The organism is Lactobacillus amylolyticus (assembly GCF_003999355.1).
GTDB lineage: Bacteria > Bacillota > Bacilli > Lactobacillales > Lactobacillaceae > Lactobacillus > Lactobacillus amylolyticus.
Map to the genome: position 1 here is coordinate 688,784 of NZ_CP031835.1, position 26,652 is coordinate 715,435.

General features: G+C 35.0%; 21 protein-coding genes. 12 read left to right on the forward strand and 9 right to left on the reverse strand.

The annotated features are described in order from the left end of the window. Positions 1 to 57 precede the first annotated feature (57 nt). From D0Z64_RS03510 to D0Z64_RS03520, 3 genes are read left to right on the forward strand one after another with little or no spacing between them, the layout of a single operon-like run. Complete coding sequence (locus D0Z64_RS03510; protein WP_127345616.1) at positions 58 to 1,191, forward strand: THUMP domain-containing class I SAM-dependent RNA methyltransferase; 1,134 nt, start codon at positions 58 to 60, stop codon at positions 1,189 to 1,191. Next, positions 1,178 to 2,410, forward strand: coding sequence for a metallophosphoesterase (locus tag D0Z64_RS03515; RefSeq protein ID WP_127345617.1), 1,233 nt, complete (start codon positions 1,178 to 1,180; stop codon positions 2,408 to 2,410). The genes D0Z64_RS03510 and D0Z64_RS03515 overlap by 14 nt, the downstream gene beginning before the upstream one ends. Positions 2,411 to 2,427: 17 nt before the next feature. After that, positions 2,428 to 2,772 (forward strand): acyltransferase, encoded by a 345-nt coding sequence (locus tag D0Z64_RS03520; RefSeq protein WP_127345618.1) that lies wholly within the window; start codon positions 2,428 to 2,430, stop codon positions 2,770 to 2,772. A gap of 17 nt (positions 2,773 to 2,789) precedes the next feature. Here the strand turns inward: D0Z64_RS03520 and D0Z64_RS03525 are convergent, their stop codons facing one another. Then, positions 2,790 to 3,713 carry a DegV family protein gene (locus D0Z64_RS03525; protein WP_127345619.1) on the reverse strand — a complete coding sequence of 308 codons (924 nt, stop codon included), beginning with the start codon at positions 3,711 to 3,713 and terminating at the stop codon, positions 2,790 to 2,792. A 186-nt stretch (positions 3,714 to 3,899) separates the two neighbouring features. On the opposite strand from D0Z64_RS03525, the gene D0Z64_RS03530 reads away from it, so the two are divergent. Genes D0Z64_RS03530 through D0Z64_RS03550 form a run of 5 tightly spaced genes read left to right on the forward strand, consistent with a single transcriptional unit; the run spans position 3,900 to position 11,200 of the window. After that, a complete protein-coding gene (locus D0Z64_RS03530) occupies positions 3,900 to 5,576 on the forward strand; it encodes a formate--tetrahydrofolate ligase (protein ID WP_006351800.1) in 1,677 nt (558 codons plus the stop codon). A gap of 8 nt (positions 5,577 to 5,584) precedes the next feature. Further along, on the forward strand, positions 5,585 to 6,049 hold the full coding sequence (gene lspA, locus D0Z64_RS03535) for a signal peptidase II (RefSeq protein WP_006351799.1): 465 nt from the start codon (positions 5,585 to 5,587) through the stop codon (positions 6,047 to 6,049). Beyond that, the gene (locus D0Z64_RS03540) at positions 6,042 to 6,950 is read left to right on the forward strand and encodes an RluA family pseudouridine synthase (protein WP_127345620.1); all 909 of its coding nucleotides are present in this window, start codon (positions 6,042 to 6,044) and stop codon (positions 6,948 to 6,950) included. Before lspA ends, D0Z64_RS03540 begins: the two co-directional genes overlap by 8 nt. Positions 6,951 to 6,954: 4 nt before the next feature. Further along, positions 6,955 to 8,010 (forward strand): carbamoyl phosphate synthase small subunit, encoded by a 1,056-nt coding sequence (locus D0Z64_RS03545; RefSeq protein WP_080881398.1) that lies wholly within the window; start codon positions 6,955 to 6,957, stop codon positions 8,008 to 8,010. Between the two features lie 4 nt (positions 8,011 to 8,014). Further along, positions 8,015 to 11,200 carry a carbamoyl phosphate synthase large subunit gene (locus D0Z64_RS03550; protein ID WP_127345621.1) on the forward strand — a complete coding sequence of 1,062 codons (3,186 nt, stop codon included), beginning with the start codon at positions 8,015 to 8,017 and terminating at the stop codon, positions 11,198 to 11,200. Positions 11,201 to 11,257: 57 nt separating this feature from the next. Here the strand turns inward: D0Z64_RS03550 and D0Z64_RS03555 are convergent, their stop codons facing one another. Next, positions 11,258 to 12,949, reverse strand: coding sequence for an Rqc2 family fibronectin-binding protein (locus D0Z64_RS03555; protein ID WP_127345622.1), 1,692 nt, complete (start codon positions 12,947 to 12,949; stop codon positions 11,258 to 11,260). Between the two features lie 341 nt (positions 12,950 to 13,290). Between D0Z64_RS03555 and D0Z64_RS03560 the strand changes: the two genes are divergently transcribed. After that, the gene (locus D0Z64_RS03560; protein ID WP_127345623.1) at positions 13,291 to 13,707 is read left to right on the forward strand and encodes a MarR family winged helix-turn-helix transcriptional regulator; all 417 of its coding nucleotides are present in this window, start codon (positions 13,291 to 13,293) and stop codon (positions 13,705 to 13,707) included. A 69-nt stretch (positions 13,708 to 13,776) separates the two neighbouring features. Beyond that, complete coding sequence (locus tag D0Z64_RS03565) at positions 13,777 to 14,655, forward strand: DegV family protein (RefSeq protein WP_127345624.1); 879 nt, start codon at positions 13,777 to 13,779, stop codon at positions 14,653 to 14,655. A 53-nt stretch (positions 14,656 to 14,708) separates the two neighbouring features. On the opposite strand, the gene add is transcribed toward D0Z64_RS03565, so the two are convergent. Both add and xerS read right to left on the reverse strand, forming a co-directional pair. Further along, positions 14,709 to 15,716, reverse strand: coding sequence for an adenosine deaminase (gene add / locus D0Z64_RS03570; protein WP_127345625.1), 1,008 nt, complete (start codon positions 15,714 to 15,716; stop codon positions 14,709 to 14,711). A gap of 152 nt (positions 15,717 to 15,868) precedes the next feature. Next, complete coding sequence (gene xerS / locus D0Z64_RS03575) at positions 15,869 to 16,942, reverse strand: tyrosine recombinase XerS (RefSeq protein WP_080881404.1); 1,074 nt, start codon at positions 16,940 to 16,942, stop codon at positions 15,869 to 15,871. A gap of 1,343 nt (positions 16,943 to 18,285) precedes the next feature. On the opposite strand from xerS, the gene D0Z64_RS03585 reads away from it, so the two are divergent. Continuing rightward, positions 18,286 to 18,651 (forward strand): helix-turn-helix domain-containing protein, encoded by a 366-nt coding sequence (locus tag D0Z64_RS03585; RefSeq protein WP_127345626.1) that lies wholly within the window; start codon positions 18,286 to 18,288, stop codon positions 18,649 to 18,651. A 59-nt stretch (positions 18,652 to 18,710) separates the two neighbouring features. On the opposite strand, the gene D0Z64_RS03590 is transcribed toward D0Z64_RS03585, so the two are convergent. The 5 genes from D0Z64_RS03590 to parE all read right to left on the reverse strand — a co-directional run bounded on the left by D0Z64_RS03590 (position 18,711) and on the right by parE (position 25,848). Then, the gene (locus D0Z64_RS03590) at positions 18,711 to 19,295 is read right to left on the reverse strand and encodes a peptidylprolyl isomerase (RefSeq protein ID WP_127345627.1); all 585 of its coding nucleotides are present in this window, start codon (positions 19,293 to 19,295) and stop codon (positions 18,711 to 18,713) included. Positions 19,296 to 19,374: 79 nt separating this feature from the next. Further along, positions 19,375 to 20,310, reverse strand: coding sequence for a manganese-dependent inorganic pyrophosphatase (locus D0Z64_RS03595; protein WP_127345628.1), 936 nt, complete (start codon positions 20,308 to 20,310; stop codon positions 19,375 to 19,377). A 27-nt stretch (positions 20,311 to 20,337) separates the two neighbouring features. Continuing rightward, positions 20,338 to 21,285 carry a LysR family transcriptional regulator gene (locus D0Z64_RS03600; RefSeq protein ID WP_127345629.1) on the reverse strand — a complete coding sequence of 316 codons (948 nt, stop codon included), beginning with the start codon at positions 21,283 to 21,285 and terminating at the stop codon, positions 20,338 to 20,340. Positions 21,286 to 21,410: 125 nt separating this feature from the next. Beyond that, entirely contained in the window at positions 21,411 to 23,885 is a 2,475-nt protein-coding gene (gene parC, locus D0Z64_RS03605) for a DNA topoisomerase IV subunit A (protein ID WP_127345630.1), read from the reverse strand. A gap of 16 nt (positions 23,886 to 23,901) precedes the next feature. Beyond that, complete coding sequence (gene parE, locus D0Z64_RS03610) at positions 23,902 to 25,848, reverse strand: DNA topoisomerase IV subunit B (protein ID WP_127345631.1); 1,947 nt, start codon at positions 25,846 to 25,848, stop codon at positions 23,902 to 23,904. Between the two features lie 98 nt (positions 25,849 to 25,946). On the opposite strand from parE, the gene plsY reads away from it, so the two are divergent. Continuing rightward, positions 25,947 to 26,579: a glycerol-3-phosphate 1-O-acyltransferase PlsY gene (gene plsY / locus D0Z64_RS03615; RefSeq protein WP_127345632.1), complete on the forward strand. Its 633-nt coding sequence runs from the start codon at positions 25,947 to 25,949 to the stop codon at positions 26,577 to 26,579. Positions 26,580 to 26,652 lie beyond the last annotated feature (73 nt).

Below are 26,652 nucleotides of genomic sequence, written 5' to 3' on the forward strand. Positions count from 1 at the left end.
AGCTTCTTTTTGGGGTTCAACTCTTTTTTTAATCAAAAAGAAACGAAAGAGCATTGTATGAAAGAATATCAACTTTATGCAACAATGGGTGCTGGTTTTGAAAGTGTTGTTGCTAAAGAACTAAATAATTTAGGTTATCAAACGCAAACTGAAAATGGACGCGTTTTTTTCAAGGGAACGCAAGCTGATATTGTCAAAACCAATCTGTGGCTTCGTTCAGCAGACAGAATCAAAATTCTGCTTAAAGAATTTAAAGCTTTAGATTTTGACACTTTGTATAACGAAGTCTACGACTATGACTGGGCAGAGTTATTACCAGTTGATGCTAAATTTCCGGTCCAAGGAAGGGCAGTTAAATCTAAGCTTCATTCAGAGCCGGACGTTCAGTCAATTGTAAAAAAAGCAATTGTTGATAAAATGACGTCTGAATATCATCGTCGTGGTTTTCTTCCCGAAAGTGGCAACGAATATCCGCTAGATGTTCATATTTATAAGAATAAGGCACGAATTTCATTAGATACAACTGGTGCTAGTTTATTTAAACGCGGCTATCGAATTGAACATGGTGGTGCACCTTTGAAGGAAAACTTCGCTGCAGGCTTGCTTCTTTTAACGCCATATAATGGAACTCATCCATTGATTGATCCAATGACCGGTTCTGGAACTCTGGCAATTGAAGCAGCTTTAATTGCCAAGAATGTAGCTCCTGGCACTTGGCGTAAATTCGCTTTTGATGGCTTTGACTGGTTTGATCCACAATTGCATAAAGATGCAGTTGAAGAAGCAAAAAGTCAAGTAAAAGAGTTAGAGGCACCAATTTGGGCTAGCGATATCGACCAATCTATTTTGGAAGTTGCAAAGCTTAATGCTCACAATGCAGGAGTATTGCAAGATATTCGCTTTAAGCAGGTAGCAGTCAAAGATTTTGCGACTGATTTAGAGAACGGAATTATTATTGCAAACCCTCCTTATGGTAAAAGATTGAAAGATCGTAAATCAGCTGAAGTTTTATATCAGCAGATGGGTGAGATTTTTAAACCTTTATCCAGCTTCAGTCAATATTATTTGACAGCAGATCCTAACTTTGAAAAATGCTTCGGCAAGAAAGCAACGAGGAAGCGTAAGTTGTTCAACGGTAACTTAAGAGTAGATTTCTATCAATACTGGGCTGATAAAAATGATCACAAATGATCTCAAAACAGAAATTTGGGTAATCTCTGATACACATTTAATCGCTGATGTTTTGCATGATAATGGTCAAGCCTTTTCCAGAATGCAAAAGACAAGCCAAGGAAAAGATTTATATTATCAAGAAACAGTGCTTAAGTCTTTTGTCAAAATGGCTAACGAAAAGCAGCCTGCGGCAATCGTCGTTACTGGCGACATTACATTTAATGGCGAAAGAACTTCTGCTGAAAGGTTTGCTCAAATTTTCAAAGGATTAACTAAAACAAAATTATTAGTTGTACCTGGCAATCATGATATTTTTGATGGCTGGGCAAGAGAATTCCGTGGCAAAAAGCAATTTTATGCAGGTCAAATCAGTCCGATGTTTTGGAAGTCTATTTTTGATAAAAGCTATCGGGCCTCTGAAGATGAAGATAGCAATTCTTTAGCTTATAGCGTCCAGCTTAATCCTAATTACTTGCTTGTTTTGGCTGATTCAAACTATTATGGCAAAGAAGAAACGACAACTGCGCCTTTTACAAAGGGTGCTATCAATAAAAATGAATTGAAATGGTTGGAAAAGCAATTTAAGAAGGCTTCCCAGCAGCATTTGCGGCCAATTTTATTCATGCATCACAATTTGTATGCTCATAATCCTGTAGTCAACCAAAATTATGTTTTGGATAATGCTGCAGAAGTTAGAAGATTGTGCGCTCGCTATAATGTTAAGTTGGCTTTTTCCGGTCATATTCATGCTCAAAATATCTTGGGACCGCAAGAAATGACACCAACTACAGAAGTAGTTACTTCGAGTTTTTGCTCAACCGATCAAGGATATGGCGTAGTTCGTCTTCACCAAAAACACATTACTTATGTTCGAAAATCATTTGATATGCGCAAATATCTTGATGATCATGAGAGTCAGAACTACACATTGATGCATTTTCATGATTATCTAAAAAACCTTCAGCTTGGTACTTTAGCAGCAAATTTGATGCAAACCGACTTGAAGAAGAACAGGGATTCACTGGATCTTATTCGTAAAATGGGACGTTTGTTTGCAGAAATGAATTATAATTTTTACACTGGTCAGAATCACTTAAAGAACAATCAATTAGCTAAAATTCATGCTTCTGAAGCTTATAAAACTTTAATCAATGAACATCCTGAATATGAGCTGTATCTCAAGACGCTGTATGATACTTCTAGTCATAGCAATTTACAGGTAAAAATTCGCTATTAATGTAATGAGGGATCTAAGTGAAAAAACATTTTATTCAACTTGGAAGAATCGGGTTAATTTATTATTGCTGGTTATTTATCATTCTATTTATAGGCTTGGTTTTTGCCTATGAAGGCACAGAAAAGGTTAATTGGATTTCAATTATTATTACGGTTGTTTTCTTTTTAATCTTGGGCTATATCTTATGTAATTCCTATTATGAAAAAGATTTGCTTAAATTGCCTTACCGTTCAAAAATAAAACAACCAATTTCAGTGATTACGGTTTGGACTTGGAAAGCTATGCGAATTGAAAAAATCAAAGTAAACAAAATGCAAATAATTTATCTTTTTAGAATTGAGCGAAAGAAAAAGCGAGGCTAAACACCTCGCTTTTTTAATTAATCTTGAACTTCTTTTGAATTGATCTCAGCAATCGGCTTGCCGTTTTCATCAAAATAACTATCAACATCGCGACACCAAATTAACGCCATTGTGTGTTGACCAACATGGACTCCAACTACTGGACCAATAATTGCTGTATTAAATTTAATTTCTGGAAATTTTTCACGGTAGTCAGCAAGCCATTCTTTTTCCCGCACTGGATCAAGCGAATCAAAGACAGTGCACTGAATTGGATATGGCATTTCAGACGTTAATTTTGCAAAATCATTTTGAACATGTTTATAAGCACGTTTGTATTGTCTTTCCTTAGCAATTGCTGAGATCTTGCCTTCGCCTTGAACGTCCATTGATAAAATAGGTTTAATATGCAGAAGAGTTCCCATAAAACTGGTTGCGTTTGATAAACGTCCCGTTCTCTTCAAGTGATTCAAATCATCAACCATGAAGCGGATATCCATTGTTTTACGCAAGTCTTCAAGATCATGCATTATCAGATCAGGACTTGCACCGGCTTGCACCAATTTTCCAGCTAATAAAGCAGCATCAGCTTCACCAGCACAAGTAATTTTTGGATCAAACAAATGAATCTTGATTCTTTTTTCTTCTTTGGCAATATTGACTAAAGAACTATAAAAACTAGATAAGCCGCTTGAAATAGGAATAATAAAAACATCCGTATAGCCCTCATCAACATAACGATCCAAATATTTTTGAACCTCACCGGTTGAGGGTTGAGAGGTAGTTGGTAACGTTTCAGCATGTTCAAGTTTTTGATAAAACTCCTCATAGCCGATATCAATTAAGTCCTTATAAGTTTTATCACCCCAAATAATTGGGATAGGAATGACATCAATGTGGTATTTTTCTTGATCCTCTTTTGATAAATATGCGGAACTATCTGTTAAGACAGCAATTTTCATAATTGGTCCCTCCATTAATTTTCTCTGTATCTATTTTAATGTATTAAGACTTAATACATTAAAATTTTGGTATAATTAAATTATAATTTTTTAGAAATAAGGGGACTAAATTCTAAAACGCTAAATCAATTTCAACAATTTCAAAAATAATCAAATCGAATATATTAGAAAAAGAGGTCTGCAAATATGAAATCAGATATTCAAATTGCACAAAATTCTCACGCATTAGATATTACAGAAATTTCCAAGAAGGTTGGTTTAACAGAAAGCGATTTGGAACTTTATGGTCACGATAAAGCAAAAATAAACTGGACTGCAATTAATCGCAACAAGAAAAACGGTCATCTGGGCAAATTGATCTTGGTTACTTCTATTTCACCAACTCCAGCTGGTGAAGGGAAGTCAACAATCACAATTGGATTAGGTGATGCCATCAATAATCAGCTCCATAAAAAAACGATGATTACCTTAAGAGAACCATCAATGGGGCCTGTTTTTGGACTAAAGGGTGGTGCTACCGGTGGTGGAATGGCCCAAATCATTCCGATGGAAGATATTAATCTTCATTTTACTGGCGACATGCATGCTTTAACCAGTGCAATCGATACTTTAGCAGCTCTAGTTGACAACTATATTTATCAAGACAACAGTTTAAATATTGATCCCGAAAAGATCCTGATCAAACGCGGTTTAGATGTTAATGATCGTGCTTTGCGGAAAGTAACTGTAGGACAAGGGTCAAAATTTAATGGAATTGAACATACTGCAAGTTTTGCAATTACTGTTGCCAATGAATTGATGGCTATTCTTTGTCTAGCAAATGATATTGATGATTTAAAGGCAAGAATTGGTGATATTCTCGTCGCTTATACAACAGATGACAAGCCAGTTTATGTTAAAGATTTAGGCTTCCATGGCGCTATCGCTGCTCTTTTATCTAATGCATTAAAGCCAAACTTAGTTCAAACAATCGAACATACTCCGGCCTTAGTTCATGGCGGACCTTTTGCTAATATTGCTCACGGGGCTAATTCAGTTATGGCTACCAACCTTGCGTTGCACCTTAGTGATTACACGCTTACTGAAGCTGGCTTTGGCAGTGATTTGGGCGGTCAAAAATTTATGGACTTTGTTTCCAAGCACTTGGACAAGAAACCTGATGCAAGTGTCGTCGTTGCAACTGTTCGTGCATTAAAATACCAGGCCGAAGGCTCAACAGACAATTTGGGCCAAGAAAACTTGGAAGCATTGAGAAAAGGATTCAAAAACTTGGAACGTCATATGAACAACATGCGTAGTTATAACGTTCCGGTAATTGTTTTAATTAATCGTTTCGATACAGATACACAGGTCGAACTGGATTTGCTGAAGCAATTAATTCAAGAACAAGGCATTCAAGCGGAAGTTGTTAATTATCATGATGTTGGTTCAAAGGGTGGCATTGAAGCCGCTCAAGCCGTAGTTGATCTTGCAAACTCTGGCAAGGCAGATTTAAAGACAACTTATAATGACAATGATGACGTCAAAACAAAAATTAAAAAGGTTGCCCAAAAAATTTATCATGCCAGCCAAGTAGAATACAGTGAAAAGGCTGAAAAAGAGATTAGTCACCTCAAACAATTAGGTAAAGAAAAACTACCTGTAATTATTGCCAAAACACAGTATTCATTTACTGATAATAAGAAGTTGTTAGGCGCACCTGAAGATTTCACCCTTCATGTGAAGGGAATCAGTCTTAAAAATGGTGCAAGATTTATCGTTGTCACCACTGGACACGTTCTTGATATGCCAGGCTTGCCAAAACATCCGGCAGCTCTTGACATTGACGTTGACAATAACGGAAAAATTAGTGGGTTATTCTAAAAAAATTTATGCAGTTTCTATATTTACTTATTTCATTATTTATCGTTCTTGCCGATCAAGGCTTAAAGTTTTATATTGCAACCAACTTTCATTTAGGTGAAGTTCAACAAGTTATTCCGGGGATCTTATCCTTTACATATTTACAAAACAATGGAGCAGCCTGGAATGTTCTTCCTGGTCAAATGTGGCTGTTCTATGCAATAAGTATTGTTACTATTGGCGTTTGTTTATACTTTTTATTTAACAAAAAATATAAAAATACTTGGTTTGATGCTGGCATTGCATTAGTTCTTGGCGGGATTATTGGTAATTTTATCGATCGTTTGCATTTGAAATACGTAGTTGATATGCTGCAACTGGATTTTATTCATTTCAATATCTTTAATATTGCTGATTCTGCAATCACAGTAGGTGTGATCTTAATTTTCATTTACTTAGTATTTTTTGACGAAAAAGAAAATAAGCATGACTAAAAAATACGAATTAACTGTAGAGAACGAAAAAGGCCGGCTAGACAAATACCTAGCAGATAAAATTGATGATCTTTCTCGTACTAGAGTGAAAGAATTAATTGATGACGGTTTGATTCTCGTCAACCAGAAAGTTGAAAAAGCTTCATATAAAGTAAAAGATGGCGATGCAATTGAAGTAACTGTGCCAGCGGTTAAGCCGCTAGACGTTATTCCTGAAAATATCCCACTTGATATTATTTATGAAGATAATGATGTGATTGTTGTCAATAAACCTCAAGGAATGGTGGTCCATCCAGCCGCTGGACATCCCGATCATACATTAGTCAATGCTTTGCTTTATCATACAAAGGATCTGGCTTCTAGTCCTGAAGGTTTTAGACCTGGGATTGTTCACCGAATTGATAAAGATACTTCTGGCTTATTGATGATTGCAAAAAATAGCCAAGCCCGTGAATCTTTAGAAGACCAATTGGCTCATAAGACTAATAAACGTTTATACCTGGCAATAGTCCATGGCAATTTTGCAGAAGAAGAAGGTACCATCGATGCTCCAATTGCGCGCAATCCTCATGATCGCAAAAAGATGGGAGTTGTCGCCGGTGGTAAGCATGCGGTAACTCATTTTAAAGTAATTGAACAATTTAAAGGTTATAGCTTAATCCAATGCAAGCTAGAAACTGGCCGTACTCATCAAATCAGAGTTCATTTATCCTACATAGGTCATCCAGTTGCTGGTGATCCTTTATATGGATCACGAAAGACTTTGAAGGGAAATGGGCAGTTTTTGCATGCACAAGTTCTTGGCTTTAAGCATCCCAAAACAGGAAAATGGCTTGAATTTAAAGTAGATCCGCCTAAAATATTTCAAGAAACCTTAAATAAACTTAGAAGAAACAAGTGATTTAATGAAACGCTACTTAATTCTAGAAGATGGCAGTTCATTCTCAGGTGAGGGGATTGGTGCTAACATCATTTCAACTGGTGAATTAGCAATTCAAACTGCCAATTTTGGTTATCAGGAAGCTTTGACTGATCCGACTAATGCCGGAAAAATTTTGGTCTTTACTTCACCAATGATTGGAAATAGCGGAATCAATGCAATCGACTATGAAAGTATTGACCCCACTGTTAAAGGAATTATCGCTAACGATGTAGCATTGAATATTTCCGATAGCGAAAATTTCCAAGATCTAGATTTATTTTTAAAAGAAAAAAATATTCCGGCAATTTTTAATGTTGATACTCGCGCCTTGGTTCACCGTTTAATGCGTGAAGAAACAATTAAGGCTTCTATCATGGATACAGATGATGAGCATGCTTTTGATCAAATTAAAGCCTTGGTTTTGCCCAAAAACAAATCAGCTTCTGTTTCGACAAAAAATGCTTATGCAGCACCCAATGTTGGAAAGACGGTTGCAGTTTTAGACTTAGGATTAAAGCACTCGATGTTGCGTGAATTATCTTTAAGACAAGTAAATGTAACTGTATTGCCATACAATGCAACTCCGGTTGATATTGAAAATCTGAGACCAGATGGCATTATTATTTCCAACGGTCCTGGTCAGCCGGACGAAATTTTAAAAGCAATAAAACCTGCACTAGACCATTTCTACCAAAAATGTCCGATTCTTGGTATTGGTCTGGGCTTTTTGGCTTTAAGCGATTATTTAAAGCTGGAATTGGTTAACTTGCCACAAGAGTTTGATGGTATCAATTATCCCGTAATTGAACAGAATTCAAACACAATTTGGCAAACGGCCATGGATATAAATCAGTTAGTTTTGCCTGATAGTGTTCAGCTAAATATGAATCAAGAATTTTTTGATCTTCATACTGAACTGTTAGCTGGATTTACAATGGAAAAAGAAAAGGTCATTGCAACTGCCTTTAATCCAGAAGGAGCACCAGGCAGTTTAGATGCAATTGAAATTTTTGACCATTTTTTAAAAATGATGGAGTAAAAATATGCCTTTAGAGAATGATTTGGATAAAGTTTTAATCATTGGTTCAGGTCCAACTTTAATTGGCAGTGTTGCCGAAATGGACCTGCTAGCCTGCGACGCAATTAATGCTCTAGTTGAAGAGGGAATTCAAGTAGTTTTGGTAAATCCTAATCCAGCGACAGTTTCAACTGATAGAAGAGAAGGCGTGACAGTTTACCTAGAACCTATGACGCTAGATTTCCTTAAACGAATCTTGCGGATGGAAGAACCTGACGCAATCATGACCGCCTATGGCTCAACTACTGGTTTGAAGGTCGCAAATAAATTAATTCAAGATGGTATTTTGCAACAAATGCATATTAAATTGCTGACCTTAAATCCAAGAACTCTTTCGTTAGGCAATCAGCAAAAAAGAACGGAACTGCTAAACAAATTAAAAATTAACGTCAATCAATCCTGGCAACTGGCTAATTTATCGACTGATGATCTTTTATCTCATATCGATCAAATTAAAGAAACTGTTTCATTTCCAGTTTTAGTTACAAAATATCATCGATATGTACATAACGAACACTTAGGCTTCAAGACTTTAGATGATTTAATTAATTACTTCAAAAAAGAAAGCCAAAGCGAAACTTTTTCTTGGAAGCACTATCGTTTAACCGAAGACTTGTCTACCTGGGAAGAGGTTATTGTCAATGTCATTCGCGACCGTGACGGTAACATTGTCTTCAGTAATTTCGCTGGATCAATTGAACCAGTTGGTATTAATTCAGGTGATTCGGCTGTTGTCATGCCTGTTTTAACTTTAAATAATGATCAGATTCAGGAACTGCGCAGCACGAGTAAAAAGATTGCAGACAATCTTAACTTATTGGGAATTATGAGCATCCATTTTGCAATTCGCCATCATGGTACTCAAATTGAATATAAAGTCCTAACCATTAAGCCTCGTTTAACAAGAAGTGCTGTTTGGATTCAAAGAGCTGGCTTATATAGTGTTGGTTACATCGTAGCCAAGGTAGCGATTGGCTACAATTTGAATGAAATAACTGACCCTGTTTCTGGCTTAAATGCTTCAATTGAGCCAACTTTAGATGCACTCTCCGTAAAAATGCCATATTGGTCACTGTCAGAATCTGGTTATAACCATTATCTTTTAGGCAATCGGATGCAAGCCAGTGGCGAAGCAATGGGAATTGGGCAAAACTTTGAAGCTGCTTTTTTAAAGGCAATTTCTTCTACAATTGATATTGATTTAGCCTGGAAAACGTTTATTCATGAATATCGAAAAGATGAACAGACAATTTTGCAGGATTTATTGCATCCTGATGAGTTGCATTTGATCAGACTTTTAGCAGCCATTGCAAAGGGCATGTCTTATAGTGATCTGCAAGATATCGTATACCTGCATCCCGTTTATTACCAAAAATTGCAAAACATTATTTTGATTGCGCAAAAAGTTCACGATGCAGAAAAACTAAACGTCGATCTTTTAATCGAAGCAAAAAGACGAGGATTTTCAAATCACTTATTAGCACTTTTGCGCAATACAAAAATAGATGAAATAGAGCAGAAATTGCAGCAATTCAATCTTAAACCAGCTTATCTTCAGATTGATGGCTCAGCTGGTATCTACAAACCAAATATTCAAAGCTATTACAGCGCCTATGATGTTCAAAACGAAGTACAACCATTATCTTCTAAGAAGAAAGTTTTAATCATTGGCATGCTGCCATTGCAGGTTTCAGTAACTAGTGAATTTGACTATATGCTTTCACATGCTACTGAGACTTTACATAATATTGGTTATGAAACCGTTCTGCTATCTAACAATGATGAATCAATAGCTGAGCGCTTTAAGAACGTTGACCGTATTTATTTTGATCCAATCACTGTCGAGAATATTGTAAAAGTGGCCCACAAAGAGGGAATTAAAGATGTTTTATTGCAATTTTCTGGTAAGAAAGTTAGTTCTTTAAGTCAAAAACTGATCGAAAGCGGTTTGAATATCCTTGGTCGCTCAAACGGAAATCTATATGATAAAATTAAGAATCTTTTGCTAAAACCAGTTACTGGACTTAAAAGAGTGCCATCTTTGACTACTCATGACCAGAAAGAAGTTGTCAAATTCGTAAATAACTACGGCTTCCCAATTTTGATCGGAGGATTCAGTAAAGAAATCAAGCAAAAATCAGCTGTTGTTTACGATGTTCCTGCTGTTAAAAAGTATCTAGATGAAAATCAGTTAGATCAAATTACTGTTTCAAGGTTTATCGAAGGCAATAAATATGAAGTAACTGCAATCTCTGATGGCCAACAAACTACTATTCCTGGAATAATTGAACATTTGGAACAAACAGGATCACATGCCTCAGATTCAATCGCCGTTTTTAAAGCACAAAACTTAAAAACGGATGGTCAAATAAGGCTAGCACATTATTCGATTAACTTAATTAATCAGTTATCAACTAGGGGAATTTATAACTTACACTTCCTAATGGTGAATGGTGAATTATACTTATTGCAAATTAAGCCTTATGCTGGTCACAATGTTGCTTTCTTGTCCAAGTCACTAGGTAAGGATTTAGCTGCTTGTGCTACTCAAGTAATCGCTGGTAAGAATTTGGCTGATCTTGGCTATCACGAAGAATTATGGACGACTAATGATTTTATTCATGTAAAGATGCCTGTCTTTTCTTACATCAATTACAACAGCGATAATACTTTTGATTCAAAAATGAAGTCATCTGGCTCAGTTATGGGACGAGATACTCAGCTTGCCAAAGCACTGTATAAGGGATATGAAGCCAGTGATTTACATATTCCAAGTTATGGAACGATCTTCATCTCTGTTCGTGACGAAGATAAGGAAAGAGTAACCAGTTTAGCCCGTCGATTTGATCGACTTGGGTTTAAACTGGTGGCCACTGAAGGTACTGCAACAATGTTTGCGGAAGCGGGAATCACTACTGGGATTGTTGACAAGGTACACAAGAATCCCAAGAATTTGCTTGATAAAATTCGGCAACATAAAATTGTAATGGTCGTTAATGTTACTAATTTATCTGATGCCGCCAGTGCTGATGCAATTAGAATCAGGGATCAAGCTTTATACACTCACATCCCAGTTTTTTCAAGCATAGAAACAGCCGAATTAATTTTAGATGTTCTAGAATCTTTGGCTTTAACTACTCAACCAATTTAACAAATAAAAAAAGACATTCGGCTTTTTCCGAATGTCTTTTTTTATATTTAAATTTCATTAATCAATTCTCTTGGACATAACGCTTTTTTCTTTAGGGGTAACTTCAATCGAATTTTGCCCTGTGTAGATTACAAATCCTGGTTTCGCACCATTTGGCTTTTTAACCCGCTTGTCTTGAACATAATCCACTTGAACATGGGCAGAAAGCTTTCCTTTTGAAAAGAAGGCGGCAATTTCGGCTGCTTCTTTAATATCTTCAGGAGTAGGTTGATCATCACGAAGAATAACGTGAGAGCCTGGCATATTTTTAACATGGAACCAATAATCATTCTTATTTGCTTTCTTTAAAGTCAACCAATCGTTTTGATAATTATTCTTTCCAACAAAAACGGTTTTACCTGATGAAAGTTTGAATTTGTTTAAATTACTTTCAGTAATCTTTTTACGGCGAACATGTTTCTGTGGTTTGCGAATATAACCCTGATTTTGTAATTCTTCATTGATCTGATCAATATCCTGAGGATCAGCATTATCAATAGCTGTTTGAATTGAATCAAAATAGGCCAAATTAGCTTGTGCAATCTTTATTTGTTCATGCACGTGTTTAATTGAATCTCGCAGTTTCTTATATCTGGTGAAATACTTTTGTGCATTTCGTGCTGGAGAAAGGGCCGGATCCAATTTTACCTTTAACGGGCGATTATTATCATAATAATTTGGCAAATCTACTTCCGTCATTCCAGGTTTAACCTGATACAAATTTGCATTTAAAATTTCACCACGAATACGATAGCCTTCTGAATTTTCAGCTAAATCAAGATGTTTTTGCAATTTTGCAATTTTCTTAGTTAATTTTTTCTGCTCGTTTTTAACAACTCGTTCAACCTTTGCAGCTCGCTGTTTAACCCAATCTCGATTTGCTTGATATTCATAAAACTCATCAAGTGCATGGTTCAAATCTGGATCACTGCTTTCTTTTTCCAGATCCAAATGATAGGGAAGGTAAGGAAATATCTTTCGTTTATTTCTCGGAGTTTTAAGAACAAAAGCCTTTGGATGATTAAATTGTTCGAAAAAAGTTTGAAAAGAAGCAAATGAAAATTCATCTTCAAGATAGCCCTCTAGTTCCATCCGATCATCACGATCTAGACCATCCATTTTTCTAACAAAATCACTAGGAAGAGGATTTTGCCTTTTTAGTTCTTCAAATTCTTTTTCCGTTAAATTTAAACCATTTATTCCTGGTTTTAACGGTGGCAATTCATATTTTGCTCTTGGGAGAAGTATTCTTGCACGATTTTCATCAGGATTAATTCTCTTTAGCAAATCAATAATTTTTCCGCTTTCTTGATCATAAAAAATTACGTTGCTGTGTCGGCCCATTAATTCGACAGATAAAACAAGTTGTACTTGATCGCCAAGTTCATTTCGATTGCTGAAATGGAAGTTTACAATTCGATCCAACCCAATTTGTTCAATCGATTTTAAAACTGACCCTTCCAAATATTTGCGCAGCACCATTACAAACGTTGGTGCCTTATCTGGATTGGCAATAGTCTGTTTGGTCAAATACATTCTTGGATATTGAGCATTTGCCGAAATCAGCAACTGTTGATTTTTTCTTTCTTTTCGAAATACTAGGACCAAGTCTTGATCAAATGGTTGATAAATTTTGGATAACCGTCCACTCACTAGAGTAGGGGTCAAAGTAGTTAATAGGCTATGAATAAATAAACCATCAAAAGCCATCTGGTATCACCTCTAAACATAAACACGTTATCTATTATATCAATTATTTTCTTATTGCTTAAGTAACTTGATTCTAGTAATTTCGCTAATCTTAAAATAGTGTACTTCTGGTTATATAATAATATTTTTAGAATTTCACAAAGACTTATTTGTGAAAAATGGTATACTATAGTTATAAAAGAGTAATATTAGTTTTAGCTAATGCATAAGTCAAAGCCAATATATTATGTTTCACATAGTAAATATCCTAGATGGGTCAGTATAAAGTTTCACAACATTAGTGTTGGTTTCTGACTACATATCTCTGGGATTTACTCACAAACTTTGGAGAAGAGTAGTATATGGATGTTTTATTTTTTAATTCCATCGCGGAGCACGTCAAAAAAGAAATAAATCACAAATGCAAGTTAAGTCTTTCACAAACAAGAATATTGCTATTTTTCGATGGAAATAATAATCAGACTTTACCGATGGAAAAATTGGCAAAAGGTCTCTCAATTTCTTTGTCTACTTTAAGCAGACAGCTTCAGCAAAAGAAAACACAAGATTATATTGAGATAACCAGATCAGATAAAGATTCAAGTAAAATAGTTTGCCTAAGTGAAGTGGGGCTAAGTAAAGTTGCCGAATTAAAAAAGGCACTTAGTGAGATCGAAAAAGATCTATTTTCAAAAATTGATACAAATGAGTTAACTAAATTTACTCAAGAACTAAAAAATCTAAGCATGGGATATGACGACTTCTCAGAAATGGCATAGGTATTCGAACTTGAGCTCAATTTATGCTATAATTCATCTATAAATTCTTATAGATGAAAGGGTTATATAATGAAGATTGCATTAGTGACCGATAGCACCAGCGTATTAACTAAAGAAGAAGTTAAAGAAAATAATGTGATCGTAATGCCAATTCCTGTTATTATTGGCGACAAGGAATATTTGGAAGACATTAACATCACTGCAGAGCAACTATTTGAATCTCAAAGACAAGGTGCTGCTTTTCCTAAGACTTCACAGCCAAGCATGGGTAAGATGATTGAACTTTACAATAAGCTCCATGCAGAAGGCTATGAGGCCATTATTGATATTACTTTATCGGGCGGGATTTCTGGATATAATGAGACATTGCAAAACATCGCTCGCAATAATCCTGAATATCATTTATATCCTTATGATTCAAAGATAACTGTGCGTTTGCAAGGATACTTAGTTCTTGCAGCTGCTAGGATGATCAAAAACGGCTTAACACCTGAACAGATTATTAAGCATCTTGATGAAATTAGAGCAACAATTGATGAATTGTTTGTCGTAGATAATTTAAAGAATTTAAGTCGTGGTGGTCGTTTAAGTAATGCGAGTGCATTTATCGGTACAATGCTTAATATTAAGCCGCTGTTAACTTTTAAAGATGGTAAAATCGTTGCGTTTGATAAAATTCGTTCTATGAAGCGTGCAGTCAGCAAGATTGAAAGTATTGCGTTAGAACGAACTAGTAAGCTTGATTATAAAGATAAATTACGTTTGTTTGTCTTTCATTCTAACGATGCCAAGCAGGCCGCAGGAATTAAAGACTTTATTTCTGAAAATTTCCCTGGTTTGCCTATTGATGTTGCAGAATTCAGTCCTGTTATTGCTACTCACTTAGGTGAAAAATCAATCGCTATTGCTTGGATGATTGATATTGATAAAATCGATTTAACTAAATAAAAAGCAAAAAAGAACTAGTAGTAAAAAGATACTACTTGTTCTTCTTTTTTTATTTAACCTAAAAGAGCAGTCAAACGTTGTTTTTCTTTTGGACTGGCAAATGAAGCTTGGATTGAATTCTTCATCATTTCTTTTTCTTCACTTGCTAAAAGACCTGTTTTTACTTCAAGACGTCGATACTCAGTTGGTAAATTAGTATGAGAAACTGTCATATTATCAGTATTCAAAGTTACATGAACACCTTCATGGAGCAATTCTCTAACTGGATATTTAGTCAGGCGATCAAAAACTTTAGTATTTAAATTGGAAGTAGCGCAGCATTCAAGAGTTATCTTATCCTTTGCCAATTTATTTACTAGATTCTGATCTTCAATACATCTAATTCCATGTCCAATTCTTTTAGCTCCTAATGCCAGGGCTTCACGAATGGAATTAGGCCCCATTGCTTCCCCTGCATGAATAGTGTAGGGAACACCAAGTTCTTTTGCCTTGGCAAAAAGTTTACTATATTTGTGAATAGCAAATTCGGGGGTTTCTGCGCCGGCTAGGTCAATTCCAACAACATGAGTAATCGGCATCAATTTATGAGCCAACTCAACAGTTTCAAAGTTTTCTTTTTCATTACCACGCAGCCGCATACAGCAAAGAATAAAGTTAGCATGCAAGGCTGGTTTGCCATCACGCAAAACCGCTTGCCAATTAAGAAAGTTTTTATAACCAATCTCACAGGCCCTAATAGCTTCCTCCTGCGTCAATTCTTTTTGCGTGTGTAATTGTGGGGCAAAGCGCATTTCTACATAGATACAGCCTTGTTTGCGCAAATCACGCAACAATTCATAAACAATCAATTCTAAATCTGTTTTTGTTTGCATTAATTTTAATGGAAAGGCGAATTTTTCTAAATATTCATTTAAGTTATGGCAATTATCTGAAACAGATAATTTCTGATGCAATTTATCATCACTTATTAACGGAAAATGATGCAGTTTGCTTAATTTCTTAACGGTATTAAAAGGTACTGAACCATCCAAATGTAAGTGCAGATCAATTAAATCTTCCATAAATATCTCCTTAATCAAATTAATTTATCAAACAAGTGAAGATTAAATTGTTAATATTCTAGCACTTAAAAGTCAGATTGTTTAATATAAAAGCAGATTTTTTAGATTAATTAATGATATTATATATAAGAATACATTTTTTGTACGTGTTTTTAGTACTTATGCTGATCAAGATCAGGTATTTCATTAAGAGCTGCACGTTGCTTTTCTTGATTAACATGCGTATATAAATCCGTTGCCGAAGTACTTTTTTGACCCAATTGTTGCGCTACTAAAACTTGATCCTTAGTTACTTCATACAATTCTGAAGCTAAAGTGTGGCGTAATTTATGTGGAGTAAGTGGGTGACCGAATGCTGCCGAATATTTATTGACCATTTTTTCAATTGCATTGCTTGTAATACGACGTGTTTGATCATGCCAACGAGTTAGAAAGAATGCAGTTTGTGTTTTATCGGCCAAATACCGCTGCTGACGGATCTTTTTATATTCAATCAGATAGTTGACCGTCCATTCAGCAATCGGCACACTGTCCCTCTGACCGCCTTTACGCGTTACATCTAAAACTGCATCTTTTAAATTAAGATCTTTTAAATTGACATTAGCACATTCAGACACACGAATTCCCGTTCCCAGAATTAGGGCAATAATTGCAAGATCTCGCTGCTTATTCTTTTTGAAAGCTGGTAGAGCCTGTTTATTACAATGTTGCTCATAATTTTTTGCAATAAAATCAAGAAATTCATATTTTAAATTGCCAGTATACATATGAGATTCTAAAATATGAGCACGATAATTAAGCGTTTTTGTGCTGTTTAAAGAATCTATTTTGAGCATTACATTACGTTCAAAATATGGTTGGCCATGATTATTGTCAGCCGTAATTGTCAAAAATTTGAATAGGGAACGTAAAGCATTAATTGAACGATTAACTGTTGTTGGCGAATTGAGGTGTCCCTGTTGATTCTTAGAATGGCGTAAATAATCAATATATAGCATGATATCGTTACGTCGTAAATGGGCGAGGGTAGAAGTGGAAACTTGACGATTGTTATCAGCCTTCGAAATTCCTTCTTTTCTTAGCCATTCGAAAAAACGTCTAATTTCAGTTAAATATTGATAACTCGTAGCTAGAGAGTGATTGGTTCCTAGATTATATTGCTTTACATAATCTGGCATTTTATTTAATTCAAGTTGAATTAAGGCTAAATATTTTTTTGTTTCCATGCCATGTCTACCTCTAATTATGATTTTCATTATACAACTGCTTAAATTATAGCAATTTTAGGGCACTTTTGCAAACACATGTTCTTTAATGTCATAGAAAAACTCCCCTAGCCAAAATAAAGAGCGGGGAGCAATAAAAGATTAAAGAAGACAGCACAACATTGATATATCAAGCTTATTTGTTGCTGCAAATATTGATTCAAATTAATTATTGATTCAGCAAAACAAAAATAGAAATTCTTTTTAAATAAATTCACTAAATAATTCAGTAATAAGATAAATATCAAACCGTATTTAATTGAGAGTATGAGATCTACCTATCATTAAAATTATAGTTTTAATGATAGCTTAGCAAAAAAACTGAACTCATAAACTTTATTCTTACTTTTGGACTAAAATAGATGAACTTAATAAAACAAACTAATGATCATTTTGGATTTTAAACGTCTCAGAATCTCTCTCAGCATTAATTATGATAAGTAGAAATTTCAACAAGATTACCATCTGGATTTCTAACATATACAGACATCATTTTTCCTTTAAAACCATGCTTAACAACTGGACCTAATTCTATTTGAATATTATTTGTTTCAAAATTCTTTATAGTCTAGTCTCTTGAACATTATTTGAGCTCTCTAAACAAAAATCAAAACTACCAGTCGATAGATGCTTCGCCACAATTGCATTACTTCATTAGTTGACTTTCTTAAGCGAAGAAGTGAATGACCACCACACATCATCGTCACAAAATCTTGGTTGCTTCGCTGATTTACTATTTTTAATCCAATAATTCGATGATAGAATCTTTTGCTTTGTCCAGATTATTTACTGTGATAACAAAATGATCCATATTTAGTATCTTCATTTAGTCTACCTCCAATTTTGAGAATTTACTTTACATAATATATATTATACGAAGTGATTATTCAACTCTTATCCATTACTCTATTATCGTTTTTCACTATTAATTAACATTAAACTTCATTAAATTCAAAATTATTTACTAACTAATGACCAATAAACGGCGTTTGCTTGACAAAACAATAAATATTATGTTTCTATGTTACTTGTAGTAAATATTATATAAATTTCTTGTTTTTTGTATAATATTTTAGGGATTTATCAATTTATTTGCTGAAATTCTTAAAGAATTCATATTTTATTCAAATTATTGTTTTATCATAATTTAATGAGATGATGTTTTTATAAGAATTTTTCAAGTATTTATTGTTAATATAGTGTAATTTAATAATATTAAAATAATCTATTTCATTTTATTACGTTTTTATGGTCTATAGCTAATAGCTATAGTTTTATAAGTAATTGAAAGGGTCGAGTGCTTCATGAGTATTAATCTAGGGGATGAAATTTCACGTCGTAGACGCGATCAAAAATTGACTCAAGAAGATTTAGCCGAGTTAAGTGGTCTCTCTGTCAACTTTATTTCTCGTTTGGAAAGAACAAAAAATCAAAATATCAGTATTCAAAAGTTAGATTCTATTGCATGTGCATTGAACACTACTACACCTGATATTATTAATAATGCTTATCGTCTTAAAAAGGTAAAGGCGGATGAAAACCAAGATAACACTCCTGCTTTTATCCAAAAAGTCACTAATGAATTGCGTAAGTTGCCAAAGAATCAGGCTGAACATGTCAGCAAATCTTTCATTGGTTTACTAAAGGAAATCAACAGTAGTAACAACTAATAAAATACACGCTTCTGAATTGAAATTTTTAACTCGTTTCAATTCAGAAGCGTGTATTTTTATTCATTAATATTAATACTATTAATTACCACTGCTTCAAGTGGTTTGTCAGCTTTATCTTTTTTCGCTTTGGCAATTTTATCAACAACATCCATCCCATCAATTACTTGACCAAAAACAGTATGTCTTCCATCTAGCCAAGGGGTACCACCCTGTTTATAAGCATGAATTATTTCTTTAGGATAGCCAGCTGGTTCCATTTCGCGAATATACCGCTTAGGCATGTTTTTATTTTGAACAATAAAGAATTGACTTCCGTTTGTATTTGGACCTGAATTAGCCATTGAAAGTGCTCCGCGTAAATTGAATAGTTGATCAGTAAACTCATCTTCGAACGGATGACCCCAGATGCTTTCACCGCCTGTACCATTTCCTTCTGGATCACCACCCTGAATCATAAAGTCACTAATTACTCGATGAAAAGTAGTTCCATCATAATAGCCCTTTTTAGCTAAACGAGTGAAATTTTCAACAGTCATTGGTGCTAATTTATCGAATAATTGAATTGTAATTTGACCATGCTTGGTATCTATTGTAGCTTTTGGCCCTTTGTAATTCTTTAAATCAAGTTGAGGATATGTCATTTTCTTTTTCCTTTGCTTTTAACAAAAAATGGTCAAGTTTTTCAACTCGGCCATTTTTATTTTCTCTTTAATAATGAAATTAGCCTTCAAAAGCTTTTGTTAATGGTGGTACAACTTGCTTCTTACGAGAAACAACGCCTGGTAATTTAACCTCTGAATCACTTAACTTCTTACCAAATGCTTTTTCAAACAAAGCCTTAGTTTCATCAGAACCTACAACCAAAGCTTCTGAATCTGAATCAAGAATGTTAGTAATCAAAAGCATGAACATATCATAATTGTTATCGCTAGCTGATGCACTCATAGCTTTTAAAAATGCTTCTTTACGTTCCAAAGCTTCTGGCAAATCAACAACATTAATTTGAGCAATACGAACGTTCTTGCCATTTAAGCTGAAACTCTTAGCATCTAAATCAATCAATTCTTCTTCTGATTTATCAGAAATATTAGTACCAGCTTTAAGCATGGCCAAACCATATTCTTGATAATCCACGCCAGCGATTTTAGCCAAGGCTTCAACTGCCTTCTTGTCATAATCGGTTGTAGTTGGTGACTTCAAAAGCAAAGTATCTGAAATAATTGCTGAAAGCATCAATCCCGCTAATTTTTCAGGAATTTCAATACCCTTTTCATTGAATATCTTCCAAACAATAGTTGAAGTACAACCCATTGGTTCTGCACGGTAGTATAAAGGATCAGCCGTGTTGAAGTTCATAATTCTGTGGTGATCAACAACATGAGTAACCTTAACTTTATCAATGTCAGAAACACTTTGTTGAGGCTCGTTATGGTCAACAAGCATAACTGCTTTAACTTCATCTGCAGCCTTAGTAATAACACGTGGTGCTTTAAAACCAAATTTCTTTAAAGCATAAGCAGTTTCGTCATTAGGCTCACCTAAAGCAACAGCTTCAGTATTGTAACCCAATTTATTTTGTAAATATGAAAATGCAATTGCAGTGCCAATTGCATCAGTATCTGGATTTTGGTGACCAAAAACTAATTCTTTTTCCATTAAAAATTCCTCTCTTTTTTCTAGCGTCTACTCTAGTCTACTAGAATAATCCTTTTTATCCAAGAATTTCTTCCATTCTTCTAACAAGTTTTTTATTCTTGGAATTTCTACCTTTCCTTTGCGATATACCATCGCAATCTCAAAATCCTTATCATCTTTCACATAAACCGGAGTAAGATTAATATCTTTCTTATGTGCTAAATAATATGATTTGCTAATGTAAGTATCATACTCGGTAGTTTGTGCGGTTTCAATCAAGTACTTTGCCTTTGAAAAAGTCAAAGAAACAATCGGCTTGTTCTTATCGCCGAAATAGTCTTTCATTAATTGCGTTAAGTAAGAACCTTCAGGGTAAGAAACCCATTTTCTTCTAGTAAATCTAGAAATTGAATATGCTTGCTTAGCTTCGACTGTATCTTTATGCGTCAAAATCATTAAACGATCTTTGAACAATTCCATATGATCATATTGATGCTGCAAATTGATTTCGTCCCGCTTAGTATTATCCGGCAAGTACATGATCGCCAAATCGATCGTGTTGTTATCCAGTCTGCGCCATAATTCTTGACGATTATAAGTAAGAATATTCAATTGGATTCTTGGATAATTTTTATTAAATTCAACAACAAATTGTCTGAAAATTTCAATATCAATTGTATCTAAGACACCCACTGAAATACTACCTTTATCAGCTTGAGTAAATTCTTGAATATCATCGACTACAGAATTTATTGTATCTAGTAATTCAACTGCGGCTGACTGCATTTCCTTACCAGCTTCAGTAAGGTAAAGCTTCTTCCCCATTTGTCCAAATAAAGGCGCACCAATTGCATGCTCTAACTTTTTAATTTGTTGAGTCAATGCTGGCTGTGTAATACCAAGTATTTGTGCAGCTTGGGTATAATTCATTGTATCAATTAATTGTAAAAAATATCGAAGTGACTTTGCTGAAAGTATTGTATCTGTTTTTGGCATTTTGATTAGCTTCCTTTCTTGATAAAACAATAATCTTTACCCTATACCTAGATACATTGTCTACCCAAAAATACGGAGTGTCAAAACATTTTTCTTAACACTCCGTAAGCGATTTTATTATTTATTTAGAATAGATCAGAAACCTGTTTGTTTTCGTTGCTCAAAGGTGCCCCTAATTCAAGGCTTACAGGAGTTCCATCTACAGTTGGATCAACTACAAATGAACCATTAGAATATCTATCCCCTAATGGAAATTTATTTGTATTAATATCCATATGCCGGTCACTTGACGTTGTCATCTTTAGAACGTGATTTTGACCATAGGCAGCTATTGCAGCTATTCTATGTGGTTTAGTCTTCAATTCTCTTAGAACCATTACCCCACGTTTAGCTCTAGATACTTTATTAACTAAGCTTAACTTAAACTGCTTAAAGGCTCCACGTTGGGTAATTAAACCGACTTTGATCAAATCAGCAAATTCTGGTTGTACCAAGACGTAGCCTACTACATAATCATCATCTTTTAAGTTAACCGACTTTACACCCAAAGCTTTACCACCAAATTCAGATATTTCGGAAACATCATATTTAACAGCATATGCACGATGAGTAAATAAAGTTATCTCTCCGCTGTTTGTTTTAATTAAATCAATCCGAATCATCTTACTATCTTCAGATTTCATCTTCATTGCTGTAATTGCACGTGATCGATAAGTTCTGGTAGGTTGCAAATCACTCAATTTTACTTGTTTGATGTAGCCATCATTAGTGGCCATCAAAAAATCAACATTCTTATCAAGCTTATCAAAGTCAAATACGCGAATAATTTGTTCGTCAGTAGCCAACCCAACTTCCTGTGATAGGTGCTGACCTGTTTCTTTCCACTTGGTTTCAGTTAACTCGTGAACAGGTCGATAAATAAGATTCCCACGATTAGTAAACAAATATAAGTTATCTAAAGTAGATAAAGTTTTTTCATAAACAACCTTATCATTTTCAGGCAATCCATTATCTGCCTCGTCAGATGACTGGTAAGAACGCAATGATGAACGCTTTAAATAGCCATCACGACTTACCAAAACTCTTACTTGTTCATCAGCAACCAATGCTTTTTCATCGATTTCGACTTTAGCACTTTCGTGTGAAATTTGAGTTCTTCTTGGACTAGCAAAATTCTTTTTAACTGCTGTTAGTTCTTTAATAATTTCTTTTTCAAGAGTAGCACGATCTGATAAAAGCTTTTGGTAAACAGCTACTTTCTTATTCAGATCATTTTGTTCTGCAATCAAAGCATCAACATCAGTGTTCGTCAACCGATATAATTGTAATGATACGATTGCTTCGGCTTGCCGCTCAGTAAACTTAAATTCCTTAATCAAGTTCTTTTTAGCATCTGCTTTGTTTTTTGATGCCCGAATTGTTTTGATAACTTGATCAAGAATGTCCATCGCATGGATTAAGCCCTGAATGATTTCTAAACGAGCTTCAGATTTGTCTAGATCATACTTAGTTCGCTTAGTGATCACATCTTCATCATGTTCAAGATAGGAAGATAAAATTCTCTTCAAACCTACTTGAACAGGTGTCATATGGTCAATTGCAACCATATTGAAGTTATAAGAGACCTGCAAATCTGTATTCTTGAATAAATAATTCAAGATATTTTCTGCGTCTGCATTCTTCTTTAATTCAATAACTATTGAGAGTCCATGACGATCAGTCTCATCACGAACTTCAGCAATACCATCAATTTCTTTATTGAGTCTTATCTCATCAATTTTCTTAACTAATAAAGCTTTATTGACATCAAAAGGAATTTCAGTAGCAACAATTTCTTGCCGATGTCCCCTAATTTCTTGAATGCTTGTTTTTGCACGAACTTGAATTCTTCCACGTCCGGTTTGATAGGCTTCCTTAATTCCCTTTGTACCCATAATAACAGCACCTGTAGGAAAATCCGGTCCCTTAACAAACTGCATTAAATCCTCCAGGCTAGCTTCGGGATGCTTTAACAAATAAATTGTTGCATCAATTACTTCAGCTAAATTATGTGGTGGAATTTCAGTAGCATAACCTGCGGAAATTCCTGTTGAACCATTAACTAGCAAATTGGGGAATTGAGCTGGCAAAACAGTTGGTTCATATTCAGTATCATCGAAGTTTAATACCATTTTTACGGTATTCTTATCAATGTCCTGCAACAATAAATTGGATATTTTGCTCAAACGTGACTCAGTATAACGCATGGCAGCTGGGCCATCACCATCCATAGAACCATTGTTTCCGTGCATTTCTACCAATGGCTCACGCATTTTCCAGTCTTGAGATAAGTGAACTAAAGCACCATAGATAGAGCTATCTCCGTGAGGGTGGAAATTACCCATAATGTTACCTACTGCTTTGGCAGCCTTTTTAAAGGGCTTATCAAAGGTATTTCCATCCTGATACATTGCATATAAAATACGGCGTTGAACAGGTTTTAATCCATCTCTGATATCAGGCAAGGCACGTTCCTGGATAATATACTTTGAATATCGTCCAAAACGTTCTCCCATTACCTGTTCTAACGGCATTTCCCGAATTCTTTCTTTATTCGCCATTAAATTCTATACCTTCTTAATCATTATCTGCATCCAGAAGTGAGCCATCTTCGCCCATTCTAAATTTAACGTTTTCTTCAATCCATTTTCTTCTTGCTGCTACTTTCTCACCCATTAGTGTAGTAACTCTTCGTTCAGCTAATGCAGCATCATCAATTCGAACACGAATTAGCATTCTTGATTCTGGATTCATAGTTGTTTGCCACAACTGCTCGGCATTCATTTCACCTAATCCCTTGAATCGTTGAAGAGAATAGCCTCTGCCCATTTTCTTTTCATCTTCAGCTAATTCTTCATCAGTCCAGTCGTACTTAATTTCTGCCTTCTTGCCGCGTCCTTTTTGAAGACGATACAGAGGTGGCAAAGCAATATAAACTTTGCCTTTTTCGATCATTGGCCGCATATAACGATAGAAGAAAGTTAAAAGCAGAATCTGAATGTGTGCACCATCGTCATCGGCATCAGTCATAATAATGACTTTATCGTAGTTGGAATCATCAACTTTAAACTCTGTTCCAACTCCTGCACCAATGGTGTAAATCATTGTATTAATTTCTTCATTTTTGAAAATGTCCTGCAACTTTGCTTTTTGTGTATTCAAAACCTTTCCACGCAAAGGCAAAATTGCTTGAAAACGTCTGTCTCTGCCTTGTTTTGCGGAACCACCAGCTGAATCCCCTTCGACTAAGAACAATTCATTCTTCTTTGGATTTTTCGATTGTGCTGGTGTTAGTTTCCCGGAAAGTACTTCTTTCTTGCGCCGCTTTTTACCATTTCGACTTTCGTCACGTGCCTTTTTGGCCGCTTCACGAGCATCTCTGGCCCGTTGAGCTTTTTTAACTAATTCTTGGGCTAACTCACCATTTTCCATGAGATAATAAGACATCTTCTCGTAAACAAGCGCATCAACAGCGGAACGAGCTTGAGGTGTTCCTAATTTACCTTTAGTCTGACCTTCAAATTCAAGCAGTTCTTCAGGAATTTTAACTGATAAAACAGCACTCAAACCTTCACGATAATCTGAACCATCAATGTTTTTATCTTTCTTGGTAAACAAGCCTTGCTTTTTAGCATAATCATTGAATGCTCTAGTAAAGCCACTGCGTGCACCCACTTCATGAGTACCACCATCAGCAGTTCTAACATTGTTTACAAATGAAACGAGATTTTCAGAATAGCCATCACTATATTGACCACTGAATTCAATTTCCATTCCATCTTGCTTGCCTTCAAAGTAAAAGACATCACTGATTGTACCTTTACCTTCATTCAAGTATTTAACAAAGGATTTAATACCATCATCATATTGAAAAACATCATGATGTTCTGGATCACGTTCATCCGTTAATGTGAATTTGACGCCCTTCAGCAAGAAAGCTGATTCGCGAATTCTTTCTTGAATTGTTTCGTACTTGTACTTAGTAGTTGAAAAAATTGTGGCATCTGGTTTAAAGGTAATCGTAGTACCTGTTTTGTCATTGGTCTCACCGACACATTTTAAAGTACCGATTGGATGACCACCATTTTGAAATTCTTCTTCATATGCTTTACCTCCACGAACCACTCTAACTTTTAAATAGCTCGATAAAGCATTAACTACTGATGAACCTACCCCATGAAGGCCGCCCGAGGTCTTATAGTTTTGTTCAGTAAATTTGCCACCAGCGTGCAAGACTGTCAAAATAACTTCAATCGTTGGTTTTCCGGATTTATGCATTCCAGTTGGCATTCCACGTCCAAAGTCCCTAACAGTTACACTGTTGTCTTTATGAATAATTACATTAATCTCTTTGCCATAACCGGCCATCGCTTCGTCAACTGAGTTATCAACGATTTCGTAAACCAATTGGTTTAGACCGTGAATATCAGTTGAACCGATGTACATGCCAGGGCGTTTTCTGACAGCTTCTAGTCCATGTAATATTTGAATTGAAGAATCATCATAAGTATTAGCTTTAGCCACTAAAATTCCTCCACTTTTATTACTTAATTTTGGCAACTCCATATATTTACAAGTCAAACTTTGCTAAAATAGCTTTAGATTAAATGGAGTTGTTAATTATGTCTATCTTAAAAATAGCATTGTTACTTATTTTAGCATACTTAATCGGCTCATTTCCGACTGGTGTGATTATTGGAAAAACTTTTTTCCATAAAGATATCCGTCAATACGGATCGGGAAATATTGGCACAACTAACACCTTTAGGGTTTTAGGTCCGAAAGCAGGAATTGCCGTTTTTCTAATCGATTTCTTTAAAGGAACGCTTGCGACAATTTTACCAGTAATATTTAACCTGGGTCCACATTATTCATGCTTAATTTTTGGTTTAGCGGCAATATTAGGCCATGCTTTTTCAATCTTCTTGAAGTTCAAAGGTGGTAAAGCAGTTGCAACCTCTGCCGGCTTTTTGCTGGGTTATAATTTGAACTTTTTCTTGATTTGCGCAGTAATATTTTTCCCAATATTATTTATAACTAGTATGGTTTCGCTAACGAGCCTAATCTCAATCGTATTGATCTTCATTGCCTCATTCTTTTTCCACGACCTTGCCTTAAGCATTATCAGTGGATTATTGGTGGTTTTGATTTACTGGAGCCACAGAAGCAATATTGTTCGTCTAGAACATCATGAAGAGAACATGATTCCCTTTGGTTTATATTACTGGTACAAAAAATCTCATCAGAATAAGTAAACTAAAAATAAAGAGAGCCAACAAGGATAAAGCCTTGTTGGTTTTTTACTCTTTTATTATATCGATACAAACT

Coding starts and splice junctions, on each gene's coding strand:
- D0Z64_RS03585 (WP_127345626.1), top strand. CDS start 18,286: ATGAGTATTAATCTAGGGGATGAAATTTCACGTCGTAGACGCGATCAA.
- add (WP_127345625.1), bottom strand. CDS start 15,716: ATGGAAGATTTAATTGATCTGCACTTACATTTGGATGGTTCAGTACCT.
- parC (WP_127345630.1), bottom strand. CDS start 23,885: ATGGCGAATAAAGAAAGAATTCGGGAAATGCCGTTAGAACAGGTAATG.
- plsY (WP_127345632.1), top strand. CDS start 25,947: ATGTCTATCTTAAAAATAGCATTGTTACTTATTTTAGCATACTTAATC.
- D0Z64_RS03560 (WP_127345623.1), top strand. CDS start 13,291: ATGGATGTTTTATTTTTTAATTCCATCGCGGAGCACGTCAAAAAAGAA.
- D0Z64_RS03590 (WP_127345627.1), bottom strand. CDS start 19,295: ATGACATATCCTCAACTTGATTTAAAGAATTACAAAGGGCCAAAAGCT.
- lspA (WP_006351799.1), top strand. CDS start 5,585: ATGCAGTTTCTATATTTACTTATTTCATTATTTATCGTTCTTGCCGAT.
- D0Z64_RS03555 (WP_127345622.1), bottom strand. CDS start 12,949: ATGGCTTTTGATGGTTTATTTATTCATAGCCTATTAACTACTTTGACC.
- D0Z64_RS03595 (WP_127345628.1), bottom strand. CDS start 20,310: ATGGAAAAAGAATTAGTTTTTGGTCACCAAAATCCAGATACTGATGCA.
- D0Z64_RS03565 (WP_127345624.1), top strand. CDS start 13,777: ATGAAGATTGCATTAGTGACCGATAGCACCAGCGTATTAACTAAAGAA.
- D0Z64_RS03510 (WP_127345616.1), top strand. CDS start 58: ATGAAAGAATATCAACTTTATGCAACAATGGGTGCTGGTTTTGAAAGT.
- D0Z64_RS03530 (WP_006351800.1), top strand. CDS start 3,900: ATGAAATCAGATATTCAAATTGCACAAAATTCTCACGCATTAGATATT.
- D0Z64_RS03545 (WP_080881398.1), top strand. CDS start 6,955: ATGAAACGCTACTTAATTCTAGAAGATGGCAGTTCATTCTCAGGTGAG.
- D0Z64_RS03600 (WP_127345629.1), bottom strand. CDS start 21,285: ATGCCAAAAACAGATACAATACTTTCAGCAAAGTCACTTCGATATTTT.
- D0Z64_RS03540 (WP_127345620.1), top strand. CDS start 6,042: ATGACTAAAAAATACGAATTAACTGTAGAGAACGAAAAAGGCCGGCTA.
- D0Z64_RS03515 (WP_127345617.1), top strand. CDS start 1,178: ATGATCACAAATGATCTCAAAACAGAAATTTGGGTAATCTCTGATACA.
- D0Z64_RS03525 (WP_127345619.1), bottom strand. CDS start 3,713: ATGAAAATTGCTGTCTTAACAGATAGTTCCGCATATTTATCAAAAGAG.
- xerS (WP_080881404.1), bottom strand. CDS start 16,942: ATGGAAACAAAAAAATATTTAGCCTTAATTCAACTTGAATTAAATAAA.
- D0Z64_RS03550 (WP_127345621.1), top strand. CDS start 8,015: ATGCCTTTAGAGAATGATTTGGATAAAGTTTTAATCATTGGTTCAGGT.